The organism is Microbacterium sp. A93, from assembly GCF_051842835.1.
The window spans coordinates 276,040-298,362 of record NZ_JBPXMT010000008.1; the positions used below are offsets into that span (position 1 = coordinate 276,040).

18 protein-coding genes are annotated in these 22,323 nt (G+C 69.3%); 9 read left to right on the forward strand and 9 right to left on the reverse strand.

Going from position 1 to position 22,323, the window contains the following annotated elements; genetic code table 11:
- Positions 1–43 precede the first annotated feature (43 nt).
- Positions 44–1,381 carry an MFS transporter gene (locus tag ACSU1G_RS20650; protein WP_439281873.1) on the forward strand — a complete coding sequence of 446 codons (1,338 nt, stop codon included), beginning with the start codon at positions 44–46 and terminating at the stop codon, positions 1,379–1,381.
- A complete protein-coding gene (locus ACSU1G_RS20655; protein WP_439281874.1) occupies positions 1,378–2,856 on the forward strand; it encodes an MFS transporter in 1,479 nt (492 codons plus the stop codon). The genes ACSU1G_RS20650 and ACSU1G_RS20655 overlap by 4 nt, the downstream gene beginning before the upstream one ends.
- 105 nt (positions 2,857–2,961) lie before the next feature.
- Here the strand turns inward: ACSU1G_RS20655 and ACSU1G_RS20660 are convergent, their stop codons facing one another.
- The 4 genes from ACSU1G_RS20660 to glyA all read right to left on the reverse strand — a co-directional run bounded on the left by ACSU1G_RS20660 (position 2,962) and on the right by glyA (position 8,273).
- Entirely contained in the window at positions 2,962–4,803 is a 1,842-nt protein-coding gene (locus ACSU1G_RS20660) for an ABC transporter permease (RefSeq protein WP_439281875.1), read from the reverse strand.
- On the reverse strand, positions 4,796–5,716 hold the full coding sequence (locus ACSU1G_RS20665) for an ABC transporter ATP-binding protein (protein ID WP_439282009.1): 921 nt from the start codon (positions 5,714–5,716) through the stop codon (positions 4,796–4,798). Before ACSU1G_RS20665 ends, ACSU1G_RS20660 begins: the two co-directional genes overlap by 8 nt.
- Before the next feature lie 295 nt (positions 5,717–6,011).
- Complete coding sequence (locus ACSU1G_RS20670; RefSeq protein WP_439281876.1) at positions 6,012–6,899, reverse strand: bifunctional methylenetetrahydrofolate dehydrogenase/methenyltetrahydrofolate cyclohydrolase; 888 nt, start codon at positions 6,897–6,899, stop codon at positions 6,012–6,014.
- A 72-nt stretch (positions 6,900–6,971) separates the two neighbouring features.
- Entirely contained in the window at positions 6,972–8,273 is a 1,302-nt protein-coding gene (glyA, locus tag ACSU1G_RS20675; RefSeq protein ID WP_439281877.1) for a serine hydroxymethyltransferase, read from the reverse strand.
- A 215-nt stretch (positions 8,274–8,488) separates the two neighbouring features.
- Here glyA and ACSU1G_RS20680 point away from each other — a divergent pair, with 215 nt between their 5' ends.
- The 3 genes from ACSU1G_RS20680 (at position 8,489) to ACSU1G_RS20690 (ending at position 11,844) form a co-directional block, all read left to right on the forward strand.
- Positions 8,489–9,754, forward strand: a complete 1,266-nt coding sequence (locus ACSU1G_RS20680) for an NAD(P)-binding domain-containing protein (RefSeq protein WP_439281878.1) — start codon at positions 8,489–8,491, stop codon at positions 9,752–9,754.
- A gap of 28 nt (positions 9,755–9,782) precedes the next feature.
- On the forward strand, positions 9,783–10,274 hold the full coding sequence (locus ACSU1G_RS20685; protein WP_439281879.1) for a Fur family transcriptional regulator: 492 nt from the start codon (positions 9,783–9,785) through the stop codon (positions 10,272–10,274).
- A gap of 67 nt (positions 10,275–10,341) precedes the next feature.
- A complete protein-coding gene (locus ACSU1G_RS20690) occupies positions 10,342–11,844 on the forward strand; it encodes a catalase (protein ID WP_439281881.1) in 1,503 nt (500 codons plus the stop codon).
- 88 nt (positions 11,845–11,932) lie between these two features.
- Here ACSU1G_RS20690 and ACSU1G_RS20695 read toward each other — a convergent pair whose 3' ends face one another.
- Entirely contained in the window at positions 11,933–13,051 is a 1,119-nt protein-coding gene (locus ACSU1G_RS20695; RefSeq protein WP_439281882.1) for a hypothetical protein, read from the reverse strand.
- A 329-nt stretch (positions 13,052–13,380) separates the two neighbouring features.
- On the opposite strand from ACSU1G_RS20695, the gene purU reads away from it, so the two are divergent.
- Complete coding sequence (gene purU, locus ACSU1G_RS20700) at positions 13,381–14,229, forward strand: formyltetrahydrofolate deformylase (protein ID WP_439282010.1); 849 nt, start codon at positions 13,381–13,383, stop codon at positions 14,227–14,229.
- 59 nt (positions 14,230–14,288) lie between these two features.
- Positions 14,289–14,807, forward strand: a complete 519-nt coding sequence (locus tag ACSU1G_RS20705) for a gamma carbonic anhydrase family protein (RefSeq protein ID WP_439281883.1) — start codon at positions 14,289–14,291, stop codon at positions 14,805–14,807.
- Positions 14,808–14,854: 47 nt separating this feature from the next.
- On the opposite strand, the gene ACSU1G_RS20710 is transcribed toward ACSU1G_RS20705, so the two are convergent.
- The 4 genes from ACSU1G_RS20710 to ACSU1G_RS20725 are packed head-to-tail and all read right to left on the reverse strand — an operon-like array spanning position 14,855 to position 19,431.
- Positions 14,855–16,144, reverse strand: coding sequence for an ABC transporter ATP-binding protein (locus ACSU1G_RS20710; protein ID WP_439281884.1), 1,290 nt, complete (start codon positions 16,142–16,144; stop codon positions 14,855–14,857).
- 43 nt (positions 16,145–16,187) lie between these two features.
- Entirely contained in the window at positions 16,188–17,120 is a 933-nt protein-coding gene (locus ACSU1G_RS20715) for a carbohydrate ABC transporter permease (protein ID WP_439281885.1), read from the reverse strand.
- Entirely contained in the window at positions 17,117–18,118 is a 1,002-nt protein-coding gene (locus ACSU1G_RS20720; protein ID WP_439281886.1) for a carbohydrate ABC transporter permease, read from the reverse strand. Before ACSU1G_RS20720 ends, ACSU1G_RS20715 begins: the two co-directional genes overlap by 4 nt.
- On the reverse strand, positions 18,115–19,431 hold the full coding sequence (locus ACSU1G_RS20725; RefSeq protein ID WP_439281887.1) for an extracellular solute-binding protein: 1,317 nt from the start codon (positions 19,429–19,431) through the stop codon (positions 18,115–18,117). Before ACSU1G_RS20725 ends, ACSU1G_RS20720 begins: the two co-directional genes overlap by 4 nt.
- Before the next feature lie 146 nt (positions 19,432–19,577).
- Here ACSU1G_RS20725 and ACSU1G_RS20730 point away from each other — a divergent pair, with 146 nt between their 5' ends.
- On the forward strand, positions 19,578–21,089 hold the full coding sequence (locus tag ACSU1G_RS20730) for a glutamate--cysteine ligase (protein ID WP_439281888.1): 1,512 nt from the start codon (positions 19,578–19,580) through the stop codon (positions 21,087–21,089).
- 58 nt (positions 21,090–21,147) lie between these two features.
- The gene (locus ACSU1G_RS20735) at positions 21,148–22,311 is read left to right on the forward strand and encodes an acyl-CoA dehydrogenase family protein (protein WP_439281890.1); all 1,164 of its coding nucleotides are present in this window, start codon (positions 21,148–21,150) and stop codon (positions 22,309–22,311) included.
- The last annotated feature ends 12 nt before the right edge of the window (positions 22,312–22,323 follow it).

Consider the following 22,323-nt stretch of genomic DNA (forward strand, 5'->3'; position numbering starts at 1 on the left):
GTCCCGCCGGGCTGCTGATCGCCACCGGCTTAGTCTGGTGGACATGCCCGCCTCCTCCCGCCCCTCCCTCTCACGGCGTCCCGCCGCCCGGCCGGCGTTGTGGTCCCGGGGCTTCATGCTGGCCTGTCTGGCCAACATCATGATGTTCTTCAACGTGCATTTCCTGCTGTCCACCGTGGCGGGTTACACCGTCGCCCGGTTCGCGGTCGGCGATTCCGTGGGCGGCGCCGTGGCATCGGTGTTCATCCTGGGCACCCTCGTCTCCCGTGTCCTGGCCGGGCCATTGATCGAACGGTTCGGCTCCCGCCCGCTGTTGCTGATCGGCTTCGCCGCGTTCGTGGCGGCACCGCTGCTGTACTGGGCCTCCGGGTCCGTGTTGGTGCTACTGCTGGTCCGCGCCGTCCACGGGCTCACCTTCGGGGTGTCCTCCTCCGTGATCGCCGGGGCCGCCGTGAACCGGCTCCCGGTCTCCCGACTGTCCGAGGGCACCAGCCACTACTCCTCCTCCACGCTGATCGGCGTGGCCGCCGGCCCCCTGATCGGGCTGGCCCTGGCCGGCTCTGCTGCCGGAGCCGGCGTGGGTGGCGGGTTCGGACCGGTCGCCGTGATCGCCTCCGCCGTGTCCCTGTTCGGCCTCGTCACCGCATGGTTCATGGACGTCCGTCCCCGTCAGCCGGAGCCCGGTACTGCCTCGGCCGATTCCCCGGCGGCAGGTCCCCCCGTGACCGGCTCCCCGGCAGACGACACCGCAGCCACCACTACCGCCGCTGCCACCGCTGTCCCCGCGGCCGCCCCCCGGCCGAGATGGGCGCGCTATGTGGAACCCGGGGCGGCACCCACGGCCATCGTGGCGTCCCTGTACTCACTCGGGTACGCCGGGATCGTCACGTTCCTGGCCACGCTCGCGGTGGACCGCGGCTTCGGGGCCGTCGCCAGCCTGTTCTTCGCGGTCTACGCCGGCACCGTACTCGTCTCCCGCCTGTTCACGGGACGGCTCATGGACCGCCGGGGCGCAAACGTGGTCATGCTGCCCGCCTTCATCCTCTTCGCCGCCGGGCTCGCGGCCATCGCCGCCGCGGACCACGTCTGGGTGCTGCTGACCGCGGCCGTGCTGGTGGGCCTCGGCTACGGCCAGCTGCTCTCGGCCGGGCAGGTCATCAGCGTCACCCGGGTCCCCCGGGAGCATGCCGGCATGGGCGCCTCGACCTACTTCCTGGGGATCGACCTCGGCATGGGCGTCGGCCCGCTGCTCGCGGGCGTCCTCGTCCAGTGGTGGGGCACCGGCGGACTGTTCTGGGTCCTCGCCGGATTCGTCCTGGCCCTGCTGCCGGTGTACTGGCTGCTCCAGGGGCGGCAGCTGCACCGGGAGGACCGCCGGTGAAGACGCCTGCCCCGTCCCAGTCCGTCGGTCAGCCGGCCGGTGGGAACCGCATCCTCGTGGTCCTGCTGGTGCCGCTGTTCATGTCGCTGATGAGCGTCAGCGTGGTCAATGTGGCCCTGCCCGCCATCGAGGACGGGCTCCACGCCACCTCGGCCGACCTCCAATGGGTGCTGGCCGGTTACGCCCTGTCCTTCGGCGTGGTCCTCGTGGCTGCCGGACGCGCGGGTGACCTCTGGGGGCGCAAGCCGCTCTTCATCGCGGGCATCCTGTTCTTCACCGTCGGATCGCTGGCCGCCGGCCTGGCGGGGGACCCCCTGATGCTCAACCTGTCCCGGGTCGTGACCGGTTTGGGCTCCGGGCTGCTCAATCCCCAGATCATCGGCATCATCCAGAACGTGTTCCAGGGCCGCGCCCGCGGCCGGGCCTATGGATTCTTCGGCACCATCGTCGGTCTCGGGGTGGCCATCGGTCCGACCCTGGGCGGCGTGATCATCGGCGCCCTGGGCCCGGAGTGGGGCTGGCGCGTCACCTTCCTCATCAACGTCCCCTTCGGGGTGCTGTCCGCCGTCCTGGCCGTGGTCTGGCTCCATCCCCCGGCGCGGGACCGGGCCGCGGAGGGCCGCCGCACGCTGGCTGCCCTGGACCCCGTCGGCGTACTCCTGCTGGCCTCCGCCGTGGTCCTCGTGATGCTCCCCTTCATCCTGCCCGGGACCTGGTTCCTGCTGGTGCCGGCCATCGTGCTGCTCGTGGCCTGGTGGGTGTGGGAGCGGCGTATGAAGGCCCGGTTCCCGGCCACGGGACGCGCGCCCATGGTGGATCCGGCGCTGTTCCGTATCCCCTCCTTCAGCTACAGCACGGTGACCACGGCGTTCCTCCTGGGGGCCATGCCCGGGCTGTGGGCCGTCCAGGCCATCGTGACCCAGCAGGGGCTGGGCCTGTCCGCGCTGGCCGCGGGCCTGACCTCGATGCCCCCGGCGATCGCGATCATGGTCCTCTCCCCCTGGATCGGCCAGCATGTCCACCGCCGAGGCCCGCTGTTCGTGGTGCTGGGCGGGGTACTGGCGATGATCGCCGTGGTCCTCGGTATGGTCGCCTTCCACCAGATCGCCGCCGGCGCCTGGCCGTACTGGACCCTGGCCGCCTGCCTGTTCCTCTTCGGCCCGGGCCAGGCCCTGCTGATGACCAGCACCCAGGTCCTCACCATGCACGAGGTCCCGCTGCACGCGGCTGGCGCCGCCGGCGGGGTCTCCCAGACGGCCCAACGCGTGCTGACGGCCATCGGCCTGGCCGCCGTGACCGGGGCCTTCTACGCCTCCCTCTCGGCCTCGGAGGAATCCAGTACAGCCGTGGCCCACGGTGACGCCGCCGACGCAGCCCTGCTCGTGGTCCTGGGCCTGTTGACGGTCACCCTGACGGCCGGCGTGCTCGACTACCTCCGGCGCCGCCGCAACGGCACCCTGGTCCTCGAGGACTGACCCCGCACCACCGATCACGGCCTCAGTTGAGGTCGGGAATCGCCGGTGGAGTCGACAGTTGCCGCTCTCATGATCGGGGGCAGGCCGGGGAAGGCCGGGGAAGGTTCAGCGCAGGAACAGCGCCTTCAGCCGGTGGGACGTGAAGATCAGCCCGCCGCAGATCATCACCGCGAAGTACAGCACGTGCACGCCGGTCCACCCCGTGAAGACGCCGGCCCCCAGCTGGCGCAGCAGCTCCACGCCGTGCCACAGCGGCAGCACCTGGATGACCCACTGGACGGGATCCGGGTACACGGACAGCGGGAAGAACGTGGCGGAGAACAGGAACATCGGCATCAGCACCACCATGATCCAGTCCATCTGCTGGAACTTCGTCATGTAGCTGGTCACGGCCATCCCCACGGAGGCGAAGGCGAACGCGATCATCAGGGCGGCGGGCACCAGCAGCAGGGCCCACCAACTCGTCACCAGTCCCAGTGCGGACATCACCACCAGGAACGCCGCCGAATACAGTCCACCGCGCATCAGCGCCAGCGTGATCTCCCCCAGCGCGATGTCCACCGGTCCCAGCGAGGTGTTGAGCATGGTCTCGTAGAGTCTGGACATCCTCATCTTGAAGAACACGTTCCAGGTGGAGTCGTAGATGGCGCCGTTCATGGCGGACACGGCCAGCAGCGCCGGGGCGATGTACTCCCCGTAGCTCACCGGTCCCGCCGGCCCGGCCACGTCCCCCACCAGCGAGCCCAGCCCGATCCCCAGACTCAGCAGGTAGAGCACCGGTTCCACGAAGCCGGACACGAAGATCGCCCAGTTCGAGGTCTTCAAGGCCTGCAGCCCCCGCTCCACCACCACCCGGATCCGGCCCGCGTACATCCCGGCCCCCGGCCCGGTCCGCACCGTCAGTTCCGGCATCGCGGGCACGACGTCGGCCGGCCGGCTTCCGGTGACCACCGCACCGGGTGCGGTGGCAGCGGCCCGGGCGGGCCGGCGTCGTGCCGTGGTGTGTCCCTTCCCCGGCCTCACCACCGCGTCCCGGTCCGCCGAGCCGGGGACCCAGCCCAGGCGGCGGGTGTAGATCCGGCGCACGAGGATCCAGCCCAGGATGGCGAGCCCCAGCAGGTACCCCACGTGCACGGCGGTCAGCCAGGCGGGGTTCTCCATCCCGTAGGAGGCGATCCGGCCGAGCTGGGCGGCGTGCCACTGCGGGGAGATCCAGCCGATCCACTGCAGGCCGATCGGCAGGGCGCTCAGCGGGTAGAAGGTGGCGGAGAACAGGAACAGCGGCATGATGACGAAGCGCTGGACCAGGGCGAACTGGCCTGCGTCCCGCCGGAGGGTGGCGGCGAAGGCCATCAGGGGCAACCCCACGGCGAGCCCACCGAGGCAGGCGGAGAGCACCTGCAGCCAGCCCCAGGGACTCGAGACCGCCCCGAAGGCCAGCATGATGAGGAAGAACAGGACGGACTGGACCAGGTAGCGCAGCAGCACCGCGGTGATGTGGCCGGCGGCGATCTGGTGCGGGGCGATCGGGCTGGCCTGCGGGCCGAAGTAGAGCCGGTGCCACTTGAACCCGTCCATCACGGGATAGGTGAACTCCGTGGACGCGGCCATCAGGGTGCCGGCGGCCAGCAGGGCCGGGGCGATGAACGCCAGATAACCGACTCCCCCGACCCCGCCGGTCCCGTCTGCGGCTCCGGCGCCGGCCGAGGCGTCGCCGCCGATCAGGCTGGCCAGACCCATACCCATGGCCAGCAGGTAGACCAGCGGCTCCCCGATGGCGGAGACCAGGATGACCCCGCCGTAGCGGCGCATGTTCTGCAGGTAGTGCTCGGCGTAGAACCAGGCGCCGAACCGGCGGACCCGGGCGGCGGAGGCGGCAGGGTCCAGCGGGAGGGCCGGAGCCGGCGGAACGGCAGGGCCCGGCGGGACGGGACGGGCCTCAGTCAACGAGGCTCCTGCCGGTCAGCGTGAGGAAGACGTCCTCCAGCGAGGACCGGCGCACCAGGGAGGTGATCGGCTCCAGGCCCAGTCCGGTCACCGCGTCCAGCGCGGCCTCCCCGTTCTGGGCGTAGACCAGCACCCGGTCCGGCAGGGGCTCGATCCGGTCCACCCCGGTCAGCTCGCGCTCCAGCCGGCGGGCCGCCCCGGCATTGTGGGCGGCCCCGAAACGCAGTTCCAGCACCTCGCGGCTGGAGTGTTCCCGGATCAGGGCGGCCGGGGAGCCCTCGGCCATGATGCGGCCGTGGTCCACCACGATCAGCCGGTCGCACAGCTGTTCGGCCTCGTCCATGTAGTGGGTGGTCAGCACGAGCGTGGTGCCCTGCTCCTTGAGCCGGAACAGCCGGTCCCACAGGGTGTGCCGGGCCTGGGGGTCCAATCCGGTGGTGGGTTCGTCCAGCAGCAGGACCCGGGGTTGGTTCACGAGCGCCCGGGCGATCACCAGCCGGCGCTTCATGCCGCCGGAGAGGTCGTCCACCCGCGTCTCGGCCTTCTCGGTGAGCTGGGCGAACTCCAGCAGTTCGGCGGCCTTGGGCCGCAGGTAGGAGTAGGGCAGGCCGAAGTACCGGCCGTAGACGATCAGGTTGTCCCGGACGGTGAGTTCCTCGTCCAGGTTGTCCTGCTGCGGCACCACGCCGAGATGGGCGCGGACCTCGGGTCCGTGGCGCTCCGGGTCCAACCCCATGATGGTCAGGGTCCCACCGGTGCGCTGGGACACCCCGCCGATCATGCGCATGGCGGTGGATTTCCCCGCGCCGTTGGGGCCGAGCAGCCCGAAGGACTCCCCGGGACGCACGGCGAAGTCGATCCCGTCCACCGCGGTGAAGTCGCCGTAGCGCTTCGTCAGCCCCCGGGCCTCGATGACGGGTGGGGCCGCGGAGGCGGCCGACGCGGACGAGGAGGCGGCCTCGGCGGGACCGCTGAGATCCGCATCACTTCTTTCAGGACTCACCCGGGCGAGTGTAGCCGGAACCGGAGGATGCCGGCAGGCCCCTCGCCTTTACCAACAGAGGTGCCTGGACGGGCCGTCGTCACCGGGTGGACCTTTCATCGGGGCATGCCGAGACGAAAGGTCCATCCGATGACGACACCCTGTGCGGTTCAGGAGCTGCGGTTCTGGAGCTGCGGTCCAGGAGCTGCGGTCCAGGAGCTGCGGCTCAGGAACGCGCGGCGACGGCCCTCTCTGCGGCCTCCACCACGTTGGCCAACAGCTCCACGCGGGTCATCGGGCCCACGCCGCCGGGGTTGGGCGCCATCCAGGAGGCCTTCTCGGCCACCGCCGGGTCAACGTCCCCGGTGATCCTGGCCTTGCCGTCCTCACCCTCGACGCGGGAGACGCCCACGTCCAGGACGATCACGCCCTCCTTGACGTCCTCGGCCTTGACCATGTGGGCCACGCCGGCGGCGGCGATGATGACGTCCGCGCGGGCCAACTCGGCCTTGAGGTCCTTCGTGCCGGTGTGCGCCAGCACCACGGTCGCGTTGACGTCCCGGCGGGTCAGCACCAGACCGGCGGGCCGGCCGATGGTCACCCCGCGGCCAATCACGAGCACGAGCTTTCCGTCCAGCTCGATCCCGTAGTGCTTGAGCAGTTCCACGCAGCCCTTGGGGGTGCACGGCAACGGGGAGTTCAGCTCCCCACCCACGGAGGCCACGAGCCGGCCCAGGTTCATGGGGTGCAGCCCGTCCGCATCCTTGTCCGGATCGATGGCCTCCAGCACCCGGTCCGTGTTGATGTGCTTCGGCAGCGGCAGCTGCACGATGTACCCGGTGCACTCGTCGTTCGCGTTGAGCTCCGCCAGCACGGCCAGGAGCTCCTCCTCGGTGGCGGTGTCCGGCAGGTCACGGCGGATGGAGGTGATGCCCACCTCGGCGCAGTCCCGGTGCTTGCCGGCCACGTAGGACTGAGACCCTGGGTCCTCCCCCACCAACACGGTACCCAGTCCGGGCACCACGCCCTGATCCTTGAGGGCTGCCACGCGGCCGGCCAGATCCTTCTTGATGGCGGCCGCGGTAGCGCGTCCGTCGAGCTTCTGTGCGGTCATGACGAGGTCACGCTTCCTTGCAGGGTAGACCGGAATGAATACCTATCACCATAGTGATTGAGCCCGCCCCTGTCACCAGCCCTCCAGTCCGTCGTACAACGGGAAGTCCGCGGCCAGGCGGTCCACCCGGGCCTTGAGTGCCACCACGTCCGGGCCCGGCTTCAGCGTCTGGGCGATGATGTCCGCCACCTCGGTGAACTCCTCGGCGCCGAAACCGCGGGTCGCCAGGGCCGGGGTCCCGATGCGCAGACCGGAGGTGGTCATCGGCGGACGCGGGTCGAAGGGCACCGAGTTGCGGTTCACGGTGATGCCCACCTCGTGCAGCAGGTCCTCGCCCTGGCGCCCGTCCAGTGCGGCGTGGCGCAGATCCACCAGGATCAGGTGCACGTCCGTGCCTCCGGTCAGCACGGAGATCCCGTGCTCGGTGACATCGGCGGCGGTCAGTCGCTCGGCCAGGATCTGGGCGCCCTCGATGGTGCGGGCCTGGCGTTCGGCGAACTCCTGCGAGGCGGCGATCTTGAAGGCCACCGCCTTGCCCGCGATCGCGTGCATGAGCGGGCCGCCCTGCTGACCGGGGAACACGGCGGAATCGATCTTCTTCTTGTACTCCTGCTTGGAGAGGATGAAGCCCGAGCGCGGGCCCGCCAGCGTCTTGTGCGCCGTGGAGGTCACCACATCGGCGTGCGGCACCGGGTTCGGGTGCAGCCCGGCGGCCACGAGGCCGGCGAAGTGGGCCATGTCCACCCACAGCTTGGCGCCGACCTCATCCGCGATGGACCGGAACGCCTCGAAGTCCAGCTGACGCGAGTAGGCGGACCAGCCCGCCACGATCATGGCCGGCTTCTCCGCCAGGGCCTTCTCGCGGACCTTGTCCATGTCGATCCGGTAGGTGTCCGGGTCCACCTCATACGCGGCGATCCGGTAGGTCTTGCCGGAGAAGTTCAGCTTCATCCCGTGGGTCAGGTGCCCGCCGTGCGCCAGGGACAGGCCCATCAGGGTCTCACCCGGCTGCAGCAGCGCGGTCATCAGGGCCACGTTCGCCTGCGCACCGGCATGGGGCTGCACGTTGACGTGCTCGGCGCCGAACAGGGACTTGGCCCGCTCGATCGCCAGGTTCTCCGCCACGTCCACGTGCTCGCAGCCGCCGTAGTAGCGGCGTCCGGGATAGCCCTCCGCGTACTTGTTGGTCAGCACCGATCCCTGGGTCTGAAGGATGGCGCGCGGAACGAAGTTCTCGGAGGCGATCATCTCCAGGGTGTCCCGCTGGCGGCCCAGCTCCAGGCCGAGGACCTCGGCGATCTCCGGGTCCACGGCGGACAGCGGCTGGGTGTTCAGGGAGGTGCGGTCGGCGAATGCTGCGGTGGGCTCTGTCACGGAAGACTCCTGCTGGCGTAGTCACGGTTCTTGGGCCGCCGCCGGACCCAGGCGGGCGGTCCGGAGGCCTGCACGGTCGGGCCGCCTTCAACGGGCAGCCGATCCGTGTTCGCCGCTTCCCGGTGGTGGTCCACCTTCGCCAGTCGCGGCCTGCGCCCCATCGTAGCGCGGGACCGGGCCTGAGCCGTTCTCGTTTCCCTGACATACTGCGCCTCATGAGCTCTTCACCGTTCGAGTCCACGCCCCTGCTGGCCACCGTGGTGATCGGCGCCGGCCAGGCCGGGCTCAGTGCGGCCGGCCAGCTGCTGCGCAAGCGCCTGCGTCCCCAGGAGGACTTCGTGGTCCTGGACGCCAACGACGGCCCGGGCGGCGCCTGGCGGCACCGCTGGGACGCCCTGACCTTCGACGCCGCCCATGGGATCCATGACCTGCCCGGGTTGGCCCTGGGCACCCCGGATCCGGCAGAACCCGCCAGTCGGGTGGTCGCCCGGTATTACGGAGACTTCGAGCGCCGATTCGGCCTGCCCGTGGTCCGCCCGGTGAAGGTCGCCTCCGTGGAGCACCATCTGGAGGGCTCCGATGTGGCCGGCGAGACCGGTTTCTTCACTGTCACCGCCGCCGATGGCCGCATCTGGCGGGCCCGCACCGTCATCAACGCCACGGGCACCTGGGACAGCCCGTACGTCCCCTACTACCCGGGGATCGCCGAGTTCACCGGCCGCCAGCTCCACACCCGGGGTTTCACCGCCGCCTCCGACTTCGCGGGGCAGCGGGTCCTGGTGGTCGGGGGCGGCACCTCCGCCCTGCAGTTCCTGCTCCAGTTGGACGAGGCCGGCGCCCGGACCGTGTGGACCACGCGGCGCGAGCCGGACTGGACGGACCGCTTCTTCGATGCCTCCTGGGGCGTGGACGTGGAGACCTCCGTCTCCGCCCGCACCACCATGGGCCTGCCGCCGCTCTCGGTGGTGGCGGCCACCGGCCTGCCCGTCACGGAGCAGTACCGGGCGGGGCTGGCCTCCGGCGTGCTGATCAGCCGCGGCCCGCTGCGCCGCATCACCCCCACGGGCGTGGTCCTGGACGGCCCGGGGCCCGACGGCGGCTCCCTCCCCTCCCAGGGGCGCGTCGCGGACGGCCTGCTGGCACCGGGCGGGTCAGCGGCCGGCGGCCTCGAGGCGGCTCCCGCCCTGGCGGGGCGGGCCTGCACGGAGGTGTCCACGGAGGATCCGCTGACCACGTGGGAGACGGACGTGGACAGCATCCTGTGGGCCACCGGGTTCCGGGCCACCATGGACCACCTCGCCCCGCTGCACGTCCGCGAGCGCGGCGGCGGCGTGGTGATGCATGCCGACGGGGTGTCCGTGGCCAAGCGGCCCGGGCTCTTCCTGGTGGGTTACGGTGCCTCCGCCTCCACGATCGGCGCCACCCGGGCCGGCCGGCGGGCCGCGGTCAGGGCTGCCGAATCGACCGCCGGGTATTTATGAGTTACTCGGAATATGCCATACTGGAGACATGACCCAGAACACCCCGTCCGGAGCCGCGCCCCTGGCGTGGGCCGCCCGCATGCGGGCTGCGGGACTGCGGGTCACCAAGCAGCGGCTGGCCGTCTTGGAGGCCTTGGAGCAGAGTCCGCACGCCACGGCGGACGAGGTCCTGACGCACGTACGGCAGTCCCTGCCGGGGATCACGGTGCAGTCCGTCTACACGGTGTTGCACTCCCTCACGGGCGCGGGGCTGCTGCGCCAGCTTGACCTGGCCAACTCTCCGGCCCGCTATGAGACCCGGGTGGCGGACAACCACCACCACGCCGTCTGCACGGACTGCGGCCGCATCGAGGACGTGGCCTGCGCCGTGGGCCACGCCCCCTGCCTCGCCCCCTCCGAGACGCACGGGATGACCATCCAGGTGGCCGATGTCGTCTATCAGGGCCTCTGCGCGGACTGCGCGGCCCACCCGGCGGGCGCTGCCGCCACCCCAGACCCCCGGAAGGCCCGTCAGGGCTGACCGGTATCCCCACCACCCGACCAACCCGACCGACACGACCGAGCAACCAACCCTGTAGGAGAACGTGATGACGGAAACCACCCCGCACGCCACCGGTTCCACCACCCAGGCCGGCATCCCCGCCGTCAGCGACCGCAACTCGCTGACCGTGGGCGCCAACGGCCCCATCGTCCTGCACGACCATCACCTGGTGGAGACCCTCGCGCACTTTAACCGGATGAACGTCCCGGAGCGCCGTCCGCACGCCAAGGGCGCCGGCGCCTTCGGCACCTTCGAGGTCACCGAGGACATCTCGCAGTACACCAAGGCGGACTTCCTGCAGCCCGGCAAGAAGACCGAGATGCTGACCCGCTTCTCCACCGTGGCCGGCGAGCTGGGCTCCCCGGACACCTGGCGTGACGTGCGTGGCTTCTCGATGAAGTTCTACACCGAAGAGGGCAACTTCGACCTCGTCGGCAACAACACCCCCGTCTTCTTCCTGCGCGATCCGATGAAGTTCCCGCACTTCATCCGCTCGCAGAAGCGCCTGCCGGACTCCGGCCTGCGTGACGGCACCATGCAGTGGGACTTCTGGACTCAGAACCCCGAGTCCGCCCACCAGGTGACCTACGTGATGGGCCAGCGCGGCCTGCCCAAGACCTGGCGCCACATGAACGGCTACTCCTCCCACACCTACTCCTTGGTCAACGCCGCCGGCGAGCGCTTCTGGGTCAAGTGGTCCTTCCAGACCAACCAGGGCATGGAGCACCTCACGAACGAGGAGGCTGAGCGTCTGGCCGGCGCCAACGCGGAGTACCACCGTCAGGACCTCTTCGAGGCCATCAAGCGCGGCGAGCACCCCTCCTGGGACGCCTACATCCAGGTCATGCCCTACGAGGACGCCAAGACCTACCGCTTCAACCCCTTCGACCTGACCAAGGTCTGGCCGAAGGCCGACTACCCGCGCATCAAGGTCGGCACCATGACCCTGAACCGCAACCCGGAGAACTTCTTCGCCCAGATCGAGCAGGCCGCCTTCTCCCCGGCCAACATGGTCCCGGGCACCGGTAACTCCCCGGACAAGATGCTGCTGGGCCGCAACTTCGCCTACGCGGACGCCCAGCGCTACCGCATCGGCACCAACTTCCAGCAGCTGCCGGTCAACCGGCCGATCAACCCGGTGCACTCCTACAACTTCGAGGGCAACATGTGGTACGAGCATTCCGGTGCCCGCAGCTACTACGCCCCGAACTCCTTCGGTGACTCCTGGTCGGATGAGACCGGCCCGGTGGACAACGGCTGGGAGGCCGACGGCGAGCTGGTGCGCAGCTCCTATGATCTGCGTGCCGAGGACGACGACTTCGGCCAGCCCGGCACCCTGGTCCGCGAGGTGTTCTCCGACGCCCAGCGCGACGAGTTCGTCCAGACCGTCTCCGGTGCCCTGGACGGCGTCCAGGAGCCGGTGCTCTCCAACGCCTTCCAGTACTGGAAGAACGTGGACGCCACCATCGGCCAGCGGATCGAGGACGCCGTGCGCGCCAACATGGACGGCACAACCGTCCCGGGTATGGGCGTCGACAGCGACCAGTAGTCTGCGGTAGCCCCCGGTTGACACACCACGGGCCCCGTTCCTGCCACGGCAGGAACGGGGCCCGTGGTGTGTCGGGACGGGTGAGAGCTCAGAGACGCCGGCGGAGTCGGTCGATGAGCCCGTCTCCATCCTTGCCGTCTTCATCTCGGCCGTCAGCGTCTGCGGGCTCGGCACGGTCAACGGGCCGGTCATCGCCAGGTCCCGGCTCCACCGGATGAGCCTCCACCGGATGAGAATCGGCCGGGTGGGAGCCGGCCGGGTGGGAGCCAGCAGGCCTGGAATCAGCCGACTGGGAATCAGCTGGCTGGGGGTCAGCCGGCCGCGAGTGGGCCAACCGCTCCTCGGGAGACGGGGAGCCGGACGCGTCGGGTGCGTCGGGCGTGACCGGCGCGGCGTGCCGACCCGAACCGGAGCCGGTGTCGGTGCTGCTACTGATGCTGGAACCGCGACCGGCCTGCGGATCAGCGACCCGGCCGGCATCGGGTTGCCCCAGGTCTTCACGGATGACGTCCTCGCGGGCCTCGACCCTCCGTGTTTCGGGGCGCTCATCGCGCCGGCCGGCCGGGGCGTGCTCACCCGCAGCAGGAGATCCTTCGTGGCCGGTCTCGGCGTGCGGCGCCGGCTGGGCCGGCTGAACGGGCTGGACCGGCCGGGCCGGCTGGACCTCGTCCACCCGGGCCGTCTGCGTGGCTTCCTCACGGTCCGGCTGAGAACCGCTACGACGAGCGCCGTCGGGGCCGTCAGGGCGGTCAAAGCCATCGGAACCGTCGGAGCCGTCGGAGCCGCGGCCGGTGCGATCCGCGGTCAACCGGGCGTCCGGGTCATCGACCGTTTCGGCATGCTCCTTTCGGCGCCCGGTACGATCTGTCGGCACCTTCGGATCCAACCGATCGGCCTCGCGCAACTGGGTGTCCAGGGCACTGCGGGAATCGCCGGCGGAACGCTCACGTTCCTCTGCCTCGGCGCGCAGCTGTTGGGCTTCCTCCTCCGCGGCCCGGGCCTCCAGGCGCGCGGCGGCCGCCTGCTCCTCCTCGGCGCGTGTCCGTTCCTGCTGCCGGGCGGCGTCGTCGCGGAGCTTCTCCGCCTCACGGTGGTCAGCCTCCCGGCGCTTGGAACGCCGCCTTCTCCCTACGGCGACGGCAACCGCAATGATGATGAGGAGCACCACCACGCCGATCACCAACCACAGAATCTGCTGGTCATTCATCGCGTGTCCTTTGCTGTAGCGGGCAACGTTCGGGCCGGCCGGTCGCCGACCCGTTGGTTCCGCCCACTGTGCCACAGGGCAACGCTGAGACCGAGGGCTCCGGCCCGCGACTCTGATGGTCTCCGTGGCGCCAGTCGCCCCAGCCGGGCCAGCGGTGCCCGAGAGCAACCCTCTGTGGCCAACGGTGCCCCACAGCAACCAATTCGGCGCCGGGTGATACTAATCACTATGGAGATAGGTATGCTTGAGCCATGAACGTTCCTGCCACCCCCTCAGCCACCGCGTCCCCGGCCGTCTCGCAGTCCCCGGCCGGCCCCACCGGCAACGCCATGGTGTTGTCCCTGTCCTGCACGAACAGCAAGGGAATCGTGCACGCCGTCTCCGGCGCCCTGCTCTCGATCCAGGGCGATATCACCGAGTCCAAGCAGTTCGACTCCCCGGACACCGGGACCTTCTTCATGCGCGTGGAGTTCAACACCCCGGAGGACCTGAAGGCCGTCGAGGCCGCCCTGGCTCCCGTCCGGGACGAGTTCTCCATGGAGCTGGGACTCTGGGAGGCCTCGCGCAAGACCCGGACCCTCGTGATGTGTTCCAAGGACGGCCGGACCCTGAACGACCTGCTCTACCAGCAGCGCGCCGGCACCCTGGCCGTGGAGATCCCCGTGATCGTCTCCAACCACCTGGAACTGCAGCCGATGGCGTTCTTCTACGGCATCCCCTTCATCCACATCCCCGTCGCCACGAACGCCGAGGGCAAGTCCAACAAGGACGAGGCCGAGGCCAAGCTGCTCGACCTCGTCAAGGAATACGACATCGAGCTGGTCGTCCTCGCCCGTTACATGCAGATCCTCTCGGATGACCTGTGCCGCAAGCTCGAGGGCAAGGCGATCAACATCCACCACTCGTTCCTGCCGTCCTTCAAGGGTGCCAGGCCCTACCACCAGGCCCACGACCGAGGCGTCAAGCTGATCGGCGCCACCGCCCACTACGTCACGGCAGACCTGGACGAGGGGCCGATCATCGAGCAGTCGGTCCAGCGTGTCACCCACGCCCAGACGGCCCGCGAGTTCGTCATCCGGGGACGCGAGGTGGAGGGCTCCACCCTGTCCCGCGCCGTGAAGTGGCACGCCGAGCACCGAGTACTGCTGGACGGCAAGCGCACCGTCGTCTTCGACTGACGCTCATCGGTGCGTGGTGGTGCCCGCTGGATCCGGCGGGCACCACGTACGCTGGGGCCATGGCACACCTGATCACGATCGCCGGTGCGACGCCGGCCGCCCACGAGTCCTGCTTCCTCGCCCCGACCGCCACCCTGTCCGGTGATGTCGCCCTCGGTGCGGACTCCTCCGCCTTCTACGGAGTCTCCGCCCGAGGGGACTCCGCCCCGATCCGGGTCGGGGAACGCACCAACCTGCAGGACAACGTGGTGTTGCACGCGGACGCCGGATTCCCCTGCACCCTCGGCAGTGACGTCTCCGTGGGCCACGCCGCAGTGGTCCATGGGGCCACCGTGGAGGACGGCTGCCTGATCGGGATGTCCGCCACCGTCATGAACGGGGCCGTCATCGGCGCCCGGTCACTGGTGGCAGCCGGCGCCCTGGTCCTGGAGGGCACCGTGGTCCCGCCCCACTCCCTCGTCGCCGGCGTCCCCGCCAAGGTCCGCCGCGAGCTTACCGAGGAGGAACTGGCCTCCCTCGCGCAGAACTCGGCCACCTATGTCCGGCTCGCCGCAACCCATCGCGAGGCGACCGCCTGAGCCGAGCGGCCGCCGTCGCCCCCCTCCCTGGGTCTTGAGGGCAGCGTTCAGGCGTCCTTGGCGGCGGCGAGCTCGATCTCCCGCTCCCGCTCCTCCGTGGCCATCCGTGTCAGCTCGGCGCCGGCCTCGGCGTCCCGCGTGAGGTTCTCCCCGGACTCCGGATCGAAGATATGGACGCGCGAGGTGTCCACCCACAGCTCCGTGGGCTGACCGGGCCGCACCCGGGACTCCGCGGACAGGGTCGTCACCACCTGCGGCCGCAGTTCATCCGCGTCCATCTCCGCCGCGAGGTCGGCCAGCAGGCGGCGGACCTTCTCATCCGGCTCGAACTCGATGTAGCCGTACTGCTCATGGCCCAGCCACTCCAGGTGGGACAGTTCTGCGGTGAAGACCGAGCCCTTGGACATCTTGGCCTCGTCCACCAGCTTGGCGTCCTCGAAGAACTCGGGCCGCAGGCCGATCATGAGCAGTTCCCTGCCCTCGGCCACGGCCGCCTTCTCCGCCGAGATGGGGATGTCCCCGATCGGGGAGGACAGCACCGCGCCCCCGGCACCTGAACCGGAGTCCTTGAGCGTGGCCGGCAGGAAGTTCATGGAGGGGGAGCCGATGAACCCGGCCACGAACAGGTTGACGGGCTGCTCATAGAGCTCGCGCGGGCTGGCCACCTGCTGGAGGATGCCCTTCTTCAACACGGCCACCCGGTCGCCCAGGGTCATGGCCTCGGTCTGGTCGTGGGTCACGTAGACGCTGGTGACGCCGAGCCGCCGCTGCAGCTGGGCGATCTCGGCGCGCATCTGCCCGCGCAGTTTGGCATCCAGGTTGGACAGCGGCTCATCGAACAGGAACGCGTCCGCCTCACGCACGATCGCCCTCCCCATGGCCACCCGCTGGCGCTGGCCGCCGGAGAGGTTGGCGGGCTTGCGGTCCAGGTGTTCGGTCAACTCGAGCAGGTCCGCGGCCTTGCGGACCCGGTCGTCCACCGATCCTCCCCCGACCCCGCCACCGGAACCACCGTTCTTGTCCTTGGCCAGACGCAGCGGGAAGGCAATGTTCTCGTAGACCGTCAGGTGCGGGTACAGCGCGTAGTTCTGGAACACCATGGCCAGGTTGCGGTCCTTCGGGGCGGCCTCGTTCATCCGGTTCCCGTCGATCTGCAGCTCCCCGGAGGTGATGTCCTCCAGCCCCACGATCATCCGCAACAGGGTCGATTTGCCGCAGCCCGAGGGGCCGACCAGGATGACGAACTCGCCGTCGGCGATATCCAGGGACACGTTGTTCACGGCCGGGAAGCCGTCATCGTACTTCTTGACGATGTTGTTCAGGGTGATGGTGGCCATCGGTGCTCCCTTTCCTTGGTTCTCGCTGACTGGTGCTGGCTGCCTAGCCCTTGACCGCGCCCGAGGTCAGGCCGGCGACGATTTGCTTCTGGAAGAACATGACCAGCAGCACGATGGGGATGGTCACGATGATCGCTGCGGCCGAGATCGCTCCGGTGGGTGATTCGAACTGGGAGGCGCCACTGAAGAACGCCAGGGCGGCAGGCACCGGTCTCGCCGCCTCGGTGGAGGTCAGCGAGATGCCGTAGACGAAGTCGTTCCAGGCGATGAAGAAGGCGATGATCGCCGTGGTGAACACTCCCGGCAGCGCCAACGGGACGATCGCCTTGCGAAACGCCTGCAGCGGGGTGGCCCCGTCCACCTGGGCGGCCTGTTCCAGTTCCCACGGGATCTGCTGGAAGAACGCTGTCAGCGTCCAGATGGAGATCGGCAGGGTCAGGGACAGGTACGGGATGATGAGGCCGGGCCAGGTGTCATACAGCCCCAGGGTCCGCCACATGTTGAACAGTGGCGTGACCAGGGAGATCACGGGGAACATGGAGACCATCAGCGAGACGGTCAGCACGACCCTCTTGCCCGGGAAGTCCAGCCGCGCGATCGCGTAGGCGCACAGGGTGGCCAGCACCACGGCGATCGCGGTGGCGATCACGGAGATGCCGATCGAGTTCCACAGAGCCGTCAGGAACAACTCCCGGGAGTCGCCGACGAGGATCTCCGAGTAGTTCACCCCGGACCACTCGGTGGGCAGGAACTGACCGTTGGACAGGTCCCCCGGCGTCTTGAAGCTGGTCGCCAGGATCGAGGCCACGGGGAACAGGCACCACACGGCCACGACGACGGTGAGCACCCACCAGCCGAGGGTCGTGTTCCGCTGGGCCCGGCGGGCCTTCCGCTGACCCTCGCGCTCCTGCTCGGTCAGCTCCTCGTCGTGCGGGGCACGGGAGGCCCGGCTGTCGTTCGACGCGTCGATACTCATTTGCGTCCTCCCTTTCCACCGGCCAAGTCGACGTTGAAGACCTTGATCGCCGTGAACGCGATCAGGGCCACGCACAGGAACAGCACCACGGAGATGGCCGAGCCGAGCCCGATCTCCAACCGGCCGATCGAGGTGCGGTAGGCCAGCAAGGAGAGCACCTCGGTCCCGTAGGCGCCGTTGGTCATGATGAAGATCGAGTCGAACACCCTGAAGGCGTCCAGGGCCCGGAACAGCACGGCCACCATGATGGCCGCCTTCATGTTCGGCAGGACCACCTTGCTGAGCCGTTGCCACCAGCCGGCGCCGTCCACGGCCGCCGCCTCGGAGAGGTCCTCCGGGACCTGGGCCAGCCCTGCGAGCAGGAGCAGTGAGATGAAGGGTGTGGTCTTCCAGATCTCGGAGAACATGATGACCACCAGTGAGGTCCCGCCCTGCGCGAACCAGTTCATCTCGTCGTTGAACCCGGGCAGCCAGCTGAACCAGTTGTTCACGTACCCGGAGTCGATCGAGAACATGTAGTACCAGGCGTAGGCGGAGACCACGGTGATGATGCCGTAGGGCACCAGGATCACGGTGCGGACCAGGCCACGGGTGGACTTGATGGCCTTGTGCATGATCATCGCCAGGATGAAACCGAGGATGAGCTCCACGAACACGGTCACCACGGTGATCAGGGCTGTGACGCCGAGGGCACTCCAGAACACCCCGTCCGTCATGATCGTCCCGTAGTTCTGCAGCCCGATGAACTCCCGGTCGGCCGGAGCCGTCAGGCGGTAGCTGAACAGGGAGTCCCAGACCGCTTGGGCGACGGGATAGAAGATGACGGCCACCATGAGGACGAAAGCCGGCCCGGCGAGCCACCAGCCGAGTCGTGCCTCGGCACGGGCCCGCTCAGACCTCGGGGCCTTGCGGCGGCCGCGGGACCGTCCCGGCGAGGCGGCATCCCGGTCGGGGGCCTCCGGGTCGACCGCGGGGACATTCGTTGGGACGGCACTCACAGCAGCGACTCCCCTCGCAGGACTTCCATGATGAATTGGCCGGTCTCGGCCGGTGTGGTCTCCGGGTTGACAGCGCCCGGCGGGGTGAACCGCTGCTGGACCGCCGTGGAGACCTCGTTGTAGTAGGGCGTCTGGGGCCTCGGCGCCGCCAGTTCAAGGGATTCGCGGATGGCGGGGGCCATCGGGAACTGCTCCTCCACCTCCGGATCCTCGAAGGCGCCCGCACTGGAGGGCGGGTTGCCGTTCGTCACGAAGTACTGGGTCTGATGCTCGGGGGTGACGATGCACTGGATCGCCTCCCAGGCCAGCTCGGGGTGTTCGGACTGCGCCCCGACCCCCAGATTGATGCCGCCGAGCGGCGGTGCCTGCTCCTGGTCCTCGAAGACCCGTGGGTACAGCGTCCAGCCGATGTCCTCCGACAGGTCCTCCGGCAGCGACCCGTCCTCCACCGCGGCGTTGGTGGCCGGCCAGACGAACGGCCAGTTCACCATGAAGGAGCCGGTGTCCCCCTGGAAGAGCAGCATGGCCTCGTTCTCCTGCTGGGTCGCCAGACCGGGCCCTCCGAGCCCTTCCTTGCCGATGGTGGAGATGATCTCCGCGGCCTTGATGCCGGCCTCCGAGTCGAGCCCGGTCCTCACGTCCACGGCGGAGGCCTCCGGGTTCTCGAGGATGTGTCCACCGCCGGACTCCACCAGGGCGTTGAGCCACACGGTCATCGACTCGGCGCGGGCCCCCTGGACGCCCAGGTTCTTGTCCTGGTCCCGGGCCACCTCGATCAGCTGATCCCAGGTGACGGGCTCGTCCATGTCCAGCCCGGCCTCCTCCGCCACGGACTTGCGGTACCAGAGCAGCTGGGTGTTGGCCCAGAACGGGACCGTGACCAGGTTGTCCTTCCAGGTGGCTCCGGCCAGGGCGCCCTCCAGGGTGTCCTGCGTGGTGGCGTCCGCCACCTCCGCCGGGACCGGCGCGAGGAATCCCGGCTCCGCAAGTTCGGGGATGAACGGCGGGTCCAGGGACATGATGTCCATCGAGGTGTCCCCGGCGGCCAGCCGCCGGGTGAGCTGCTCACGCTGGGAGGCCGCGTCATTGGGAAGGACGGAGGTCTCGATCCGGTAGGCGCCGTCCGCCGCCTCCGTGCACTGCTGTGCGATCGTGGCCTGGCCGCCGTCGTCCGGGTTGGTGTACCAGGTGAGCACCGGCACGTCCTCGGCAGGGCCGCAGCCGGCGAGCACGAGGGCCGCGGTGACCACCACCGTCGCGCCGGCCAGGCGGCGGGAGCGCCGCGGCGAGGCGTTGGCTCGGGAATCCGACATCAGGTGCGTACCTCCGGTCCGTGTCCCAACAGGCCTCGCCGCGAACAGACGCGTGAGGCAGATCACTGTGACGTGAGCCTATGCGCGCCGGAAGTGTTTGACCAAGAGCTCCGCCCCGACGGGTCGGATGCCCTACGCTTCAATCCATGGGCACCGAGGTCGAGTCGAGCACCTATTCCCGTTCCGAGCGAACGCGCTACCGAGAACGCCTGGAGTCCTCCCTGCAGGAGTTGAAGGCGTACTTGGCCGACCATGAGTTCGCGCCGGCAGGACGTATCGGCCTGGAGCTGGAGTTGAACCTCGTGGACGGCCAGTCGCAGCCGGCCCCCCTGAACCGGGAGGTGCTGGCGGCGATCGACAACCCTGCGTTCCAGACCGAGCTGGGCCGGTACAACATCGAGCTGAACCACCCCTCCTTGACCATCCGCGGCCGAGGGTTGACCGAGCTCGAGGAATCGCTCAAGGCCGAACTGGACCGCGCGGATGAGCGGGCGGTCCGCGCCGGCGCACACCTGTACGCCGTGGGGATCCTGCCGACCATCAGCGGGGAGGACCTGGCCGGGGAGGGGTGGATCAGCGAGGGCAACCGCTACACCGCCCTGAACGCGGCCATCCTCGAGGCCCGCGGGGAGGACATCCTCATCGACATCACCGGACCCGAGCACCTCTCCTACTACGCCCGGGACATCGCCCCGGAGTCCACCTGCACCTCCATGCAGTTGCACCTGGAGGTCGGCCGCGAACAGTTCGGCCCGGTGTGGAACGCCGCCCAGGCCATCGCGGGCCCCCAGGTGGCGCTGGCGGCCAACTCGCCGCTGTTCCTCGGCAGCCGGTTGTGGGCCGAGACGCGGATCCCCGTGTTCCAGCAGTCCACGGACACCCGCGGCCCGGAGCTCGCCCGCCAGGGGGTACGGCCCCGCGTCTGGTTCGGCGAGCGGTGGATCGATGGGATCGAGGACCTGTTCGAGGAGAACATCACCTTCTTCCCGGCCCTGCTGCCCGAGCTGTCCAGTGCCGGCTCCAGCACCGCCGCCGGCGCGCCGCGGCTGGCCGAGCTGCTCCTGCACAACGGCACGGTCTACCGCTGGAACCGGCCCATCTATGATCCCGGCAAGGACGAGAAGACGGACGACGGCGGCACCTCACCGGCGCTTGCGGCCAGCCCGGCCAATCTGCGCGTGGAGAACCGGCTACTGCCGGCCGGCCCCACGGTGGTGGACATGGTGGCCAACGCGGCGTTCTTCTTCGGCCTGGTCAAATACCTCGTGGAGACCGAGGAGAACCCCTGGGAGCGGATGTCCTTCGCGGTGGCCCGCACCAACTTCTACGAGTGCGCCCGGCAGGGGCTGAACGCCTCCGTGTACTGGCCGGGTTACGGGGACCTACCCGTCACCGAGCTGCTGGACCGGCACCTGCTGCCGGCAGCCCGCCACGGCCTGGAGCTGCTGGAGGTGGAGGACGAGGTGGCCGAGCGCTACCTGTCCGTGCTCACCGGGCGCACCCGGACCGGTCAGAACGGCGCCACCTGGATGACGCGCTCCCTGGCCCGTTTCGAGGAGTCCGGGCTGGACCGCGGGCGGGCCCTGGCCCGGCTGGTGGACACCTACGGGGGGCACATGCGCGACGGCGAGCCGGTGCACACCTGGGCGCTGCCCTAGGGCCCGACCACAGATTGATTGTGGTTTACAAATATTGAGAATTGCATATGATCGTCCTATGACTTCCGTTGCGCTGCCCCGCCCGATCTTCGATGACTCCCACGACGAGTTCCGGGACGTCGTCAGACGCTTCGTGGAGCGGGAGGTCACGCCACACCTCGAAGCCTGGGCTGCCGCGGGCCGGGTAGACCGCAGCCTGTTCCAGAAGGCTGCCCAGACCGGGCTGATCGGCATCAATGTGCCGGAGGAGTTCGGGGGTGGCGGTGTCGAGGACTTCCGCTTCAACGCCATCGTCATCGAGGAATTCGCCCGCGCCGGTGCCAGCGACGTCTCGATGTCGATCAGCGGGGAGAACGACCTCGTCGCGCCATACTTCTCCGCCTTCGGCACCCCCGAGCAGAACGAGCGCTGGCTCACCCCGATGATCGAGGGTGAGAAGGTCGGCGCGATCGCGATGACCGAGCCCGGCACCGGCTCAGACCTCGCCGCCATCACCACAACAGCTATCCCCCAAGGCGATGACTTCATCGTCAACGGCTCCAAGACCTTCATCTCCAACGGCCTGCTCGCCGACTTCTTCATCGTCGCTGTCCGCACCGATCCGGACGCGGGCCGGCAGGGCATCAGCCTGCTGGTCATCGACGCCGACGCCCCCGGGTTCACCCGGACCGGCCCGCTGAAGAAGATCGGCCTGCCCGCGCAGGATACGGCTGAGTTGTCCTTCGCAGACGCCCGAGTGCCACGTGCGAATGTGCTCGGCGGCGAGGGCAAGGGCTTCCTCAACATGCGTCGGAACCTCGCCATCGAACGTCTCAGCATCGCAGTGACCTCCATGGCGCGCATGCGCGCGACCTTCGAGCAGGCCCTCGACTACTCGAAGGAGCGCCACGCCTTCGGTCAGCGCATCGCCGACTTCCAGGCCAACCGTTTCTATCTGGCAGAGCTGGCGACGGAGATCGAAGTCACCCAGACCTTCATCGACCGCTGCATCCTCGACGCCTCGAGTCACCAGCTCGACGAAGTCACCGCGGCCATGGCCAAGTGGTGGGCGACCGAACTGCACCAGCGGGTGATCCAGCGCTCCCTCCAGCTCCACGGTGGTTACGGCTTCATGCGTGAGTACCCCGTGGCGCATGACTACATGGACTCCCGCGTCGCGACCATCTTCGGCGGTACCACCGAGATCATGAAGGAGATCATCGGCCGGCGGCTCACCCGCTGAGAGCCCGGTGCC

Excerpts from the sequence above, each read along its gene's own strand:
- ACSU1G_RS20680 (WP_439281878.1), top strand. The coding sequence starts at position 8,489 with ATGAGCTCTTCACCGTTCGAGTCCACGCCCCTGCTGGCCACCGTGGTG.
- ACSU1G_RS20685 (WP_439281879.1), top strand. The coding sequence starts at position 9,783 with ATGACCCAGAACACCCCGTCCGGAGCCGCGCCCCTGGCGTGGGCCGCC.
- purU (WP_439282010.1), top strand. The coding sequence starts at position 13,381 with ATGGTGTTGTCCCTGTCCTGCACGAACAGCAAGGGAATCGTGCACGCC.
- ACSU1G_RS20735 (WP_439281890.1), top strand. The coding sequence starts at position 21,148 with ATGACTTCCGTTGCGCTGCCCCGCCCGATCTTCGATGACTCCCACGAC.
- ACSU1G_RS20710 (WP_439281884.1), bottom strand. The coding sequence starts at position 16,144 with ATGGCCACCATCACCCTGAACAACATCGTCAAGAAGTACGATGACGGC.
- ACSU1G_RS20730 (WP_439281888.1), top strand. The coding sequence starts at position 19,578 with ATGGGCACCGAGGTCGAGTCGAGCACCTATTCCCGTTCCGAGCGAACG.
- ACSU1G_RS20725 (WP_439281887.1), bottom strand. The coding sequence starts at position 19,431 with ATGTCGGATTCCCGAGCCAACGCCTCGCCGCGGCGCTCCCGCCGCCTG.
- ACSU1G_RS20650 (WP_439281873.1), top strand. The coding sequence starts at position 44 with ATGCCCGCCTCCTCCCGCCCCTCCCTCTCACGGCGTCCCGCCGCCCGG.
- ACSU1G_RS20690 (WP_439281881.1), top strand. The coding sequence starts at position 10,342 with ATGACGGAAACCACCCCGCACGCCACCGGTTCCACCACCCAGGCCGGC.
- ACSU1G_RS20670 (WP_439281876.1), bottom strand. The coding sequence starts at position 6,899 with ATGACCGCACAGAAGCTCGACGGACGCGCTACCGCGGCCGCCATCAAG.
- ACSU1G_RS20705 (WP_439281883.1), top strand. The coding sequence starts at position 14,289 with ATGGCACACCTGATCACGATCGCCGGTGCGACGCCGGCCGCCCACGAG.
- ACSU1G_RS20695 (WP_439281882.1), bottom strand. The coding sequence starts at position 13,051 with ATGAATGACCAGCAGATTCTGTGGTTGGTGATCGGCGTGGTGGTGCTC.
- ACSU1G_RS20715 (WP_439281885.1), bottom strand. The coding sequence starts at position 17,120 with ATGAGTATCGACGCGTCGAACGACAGCCGGGCCTCCCGTGCCCCGCAC.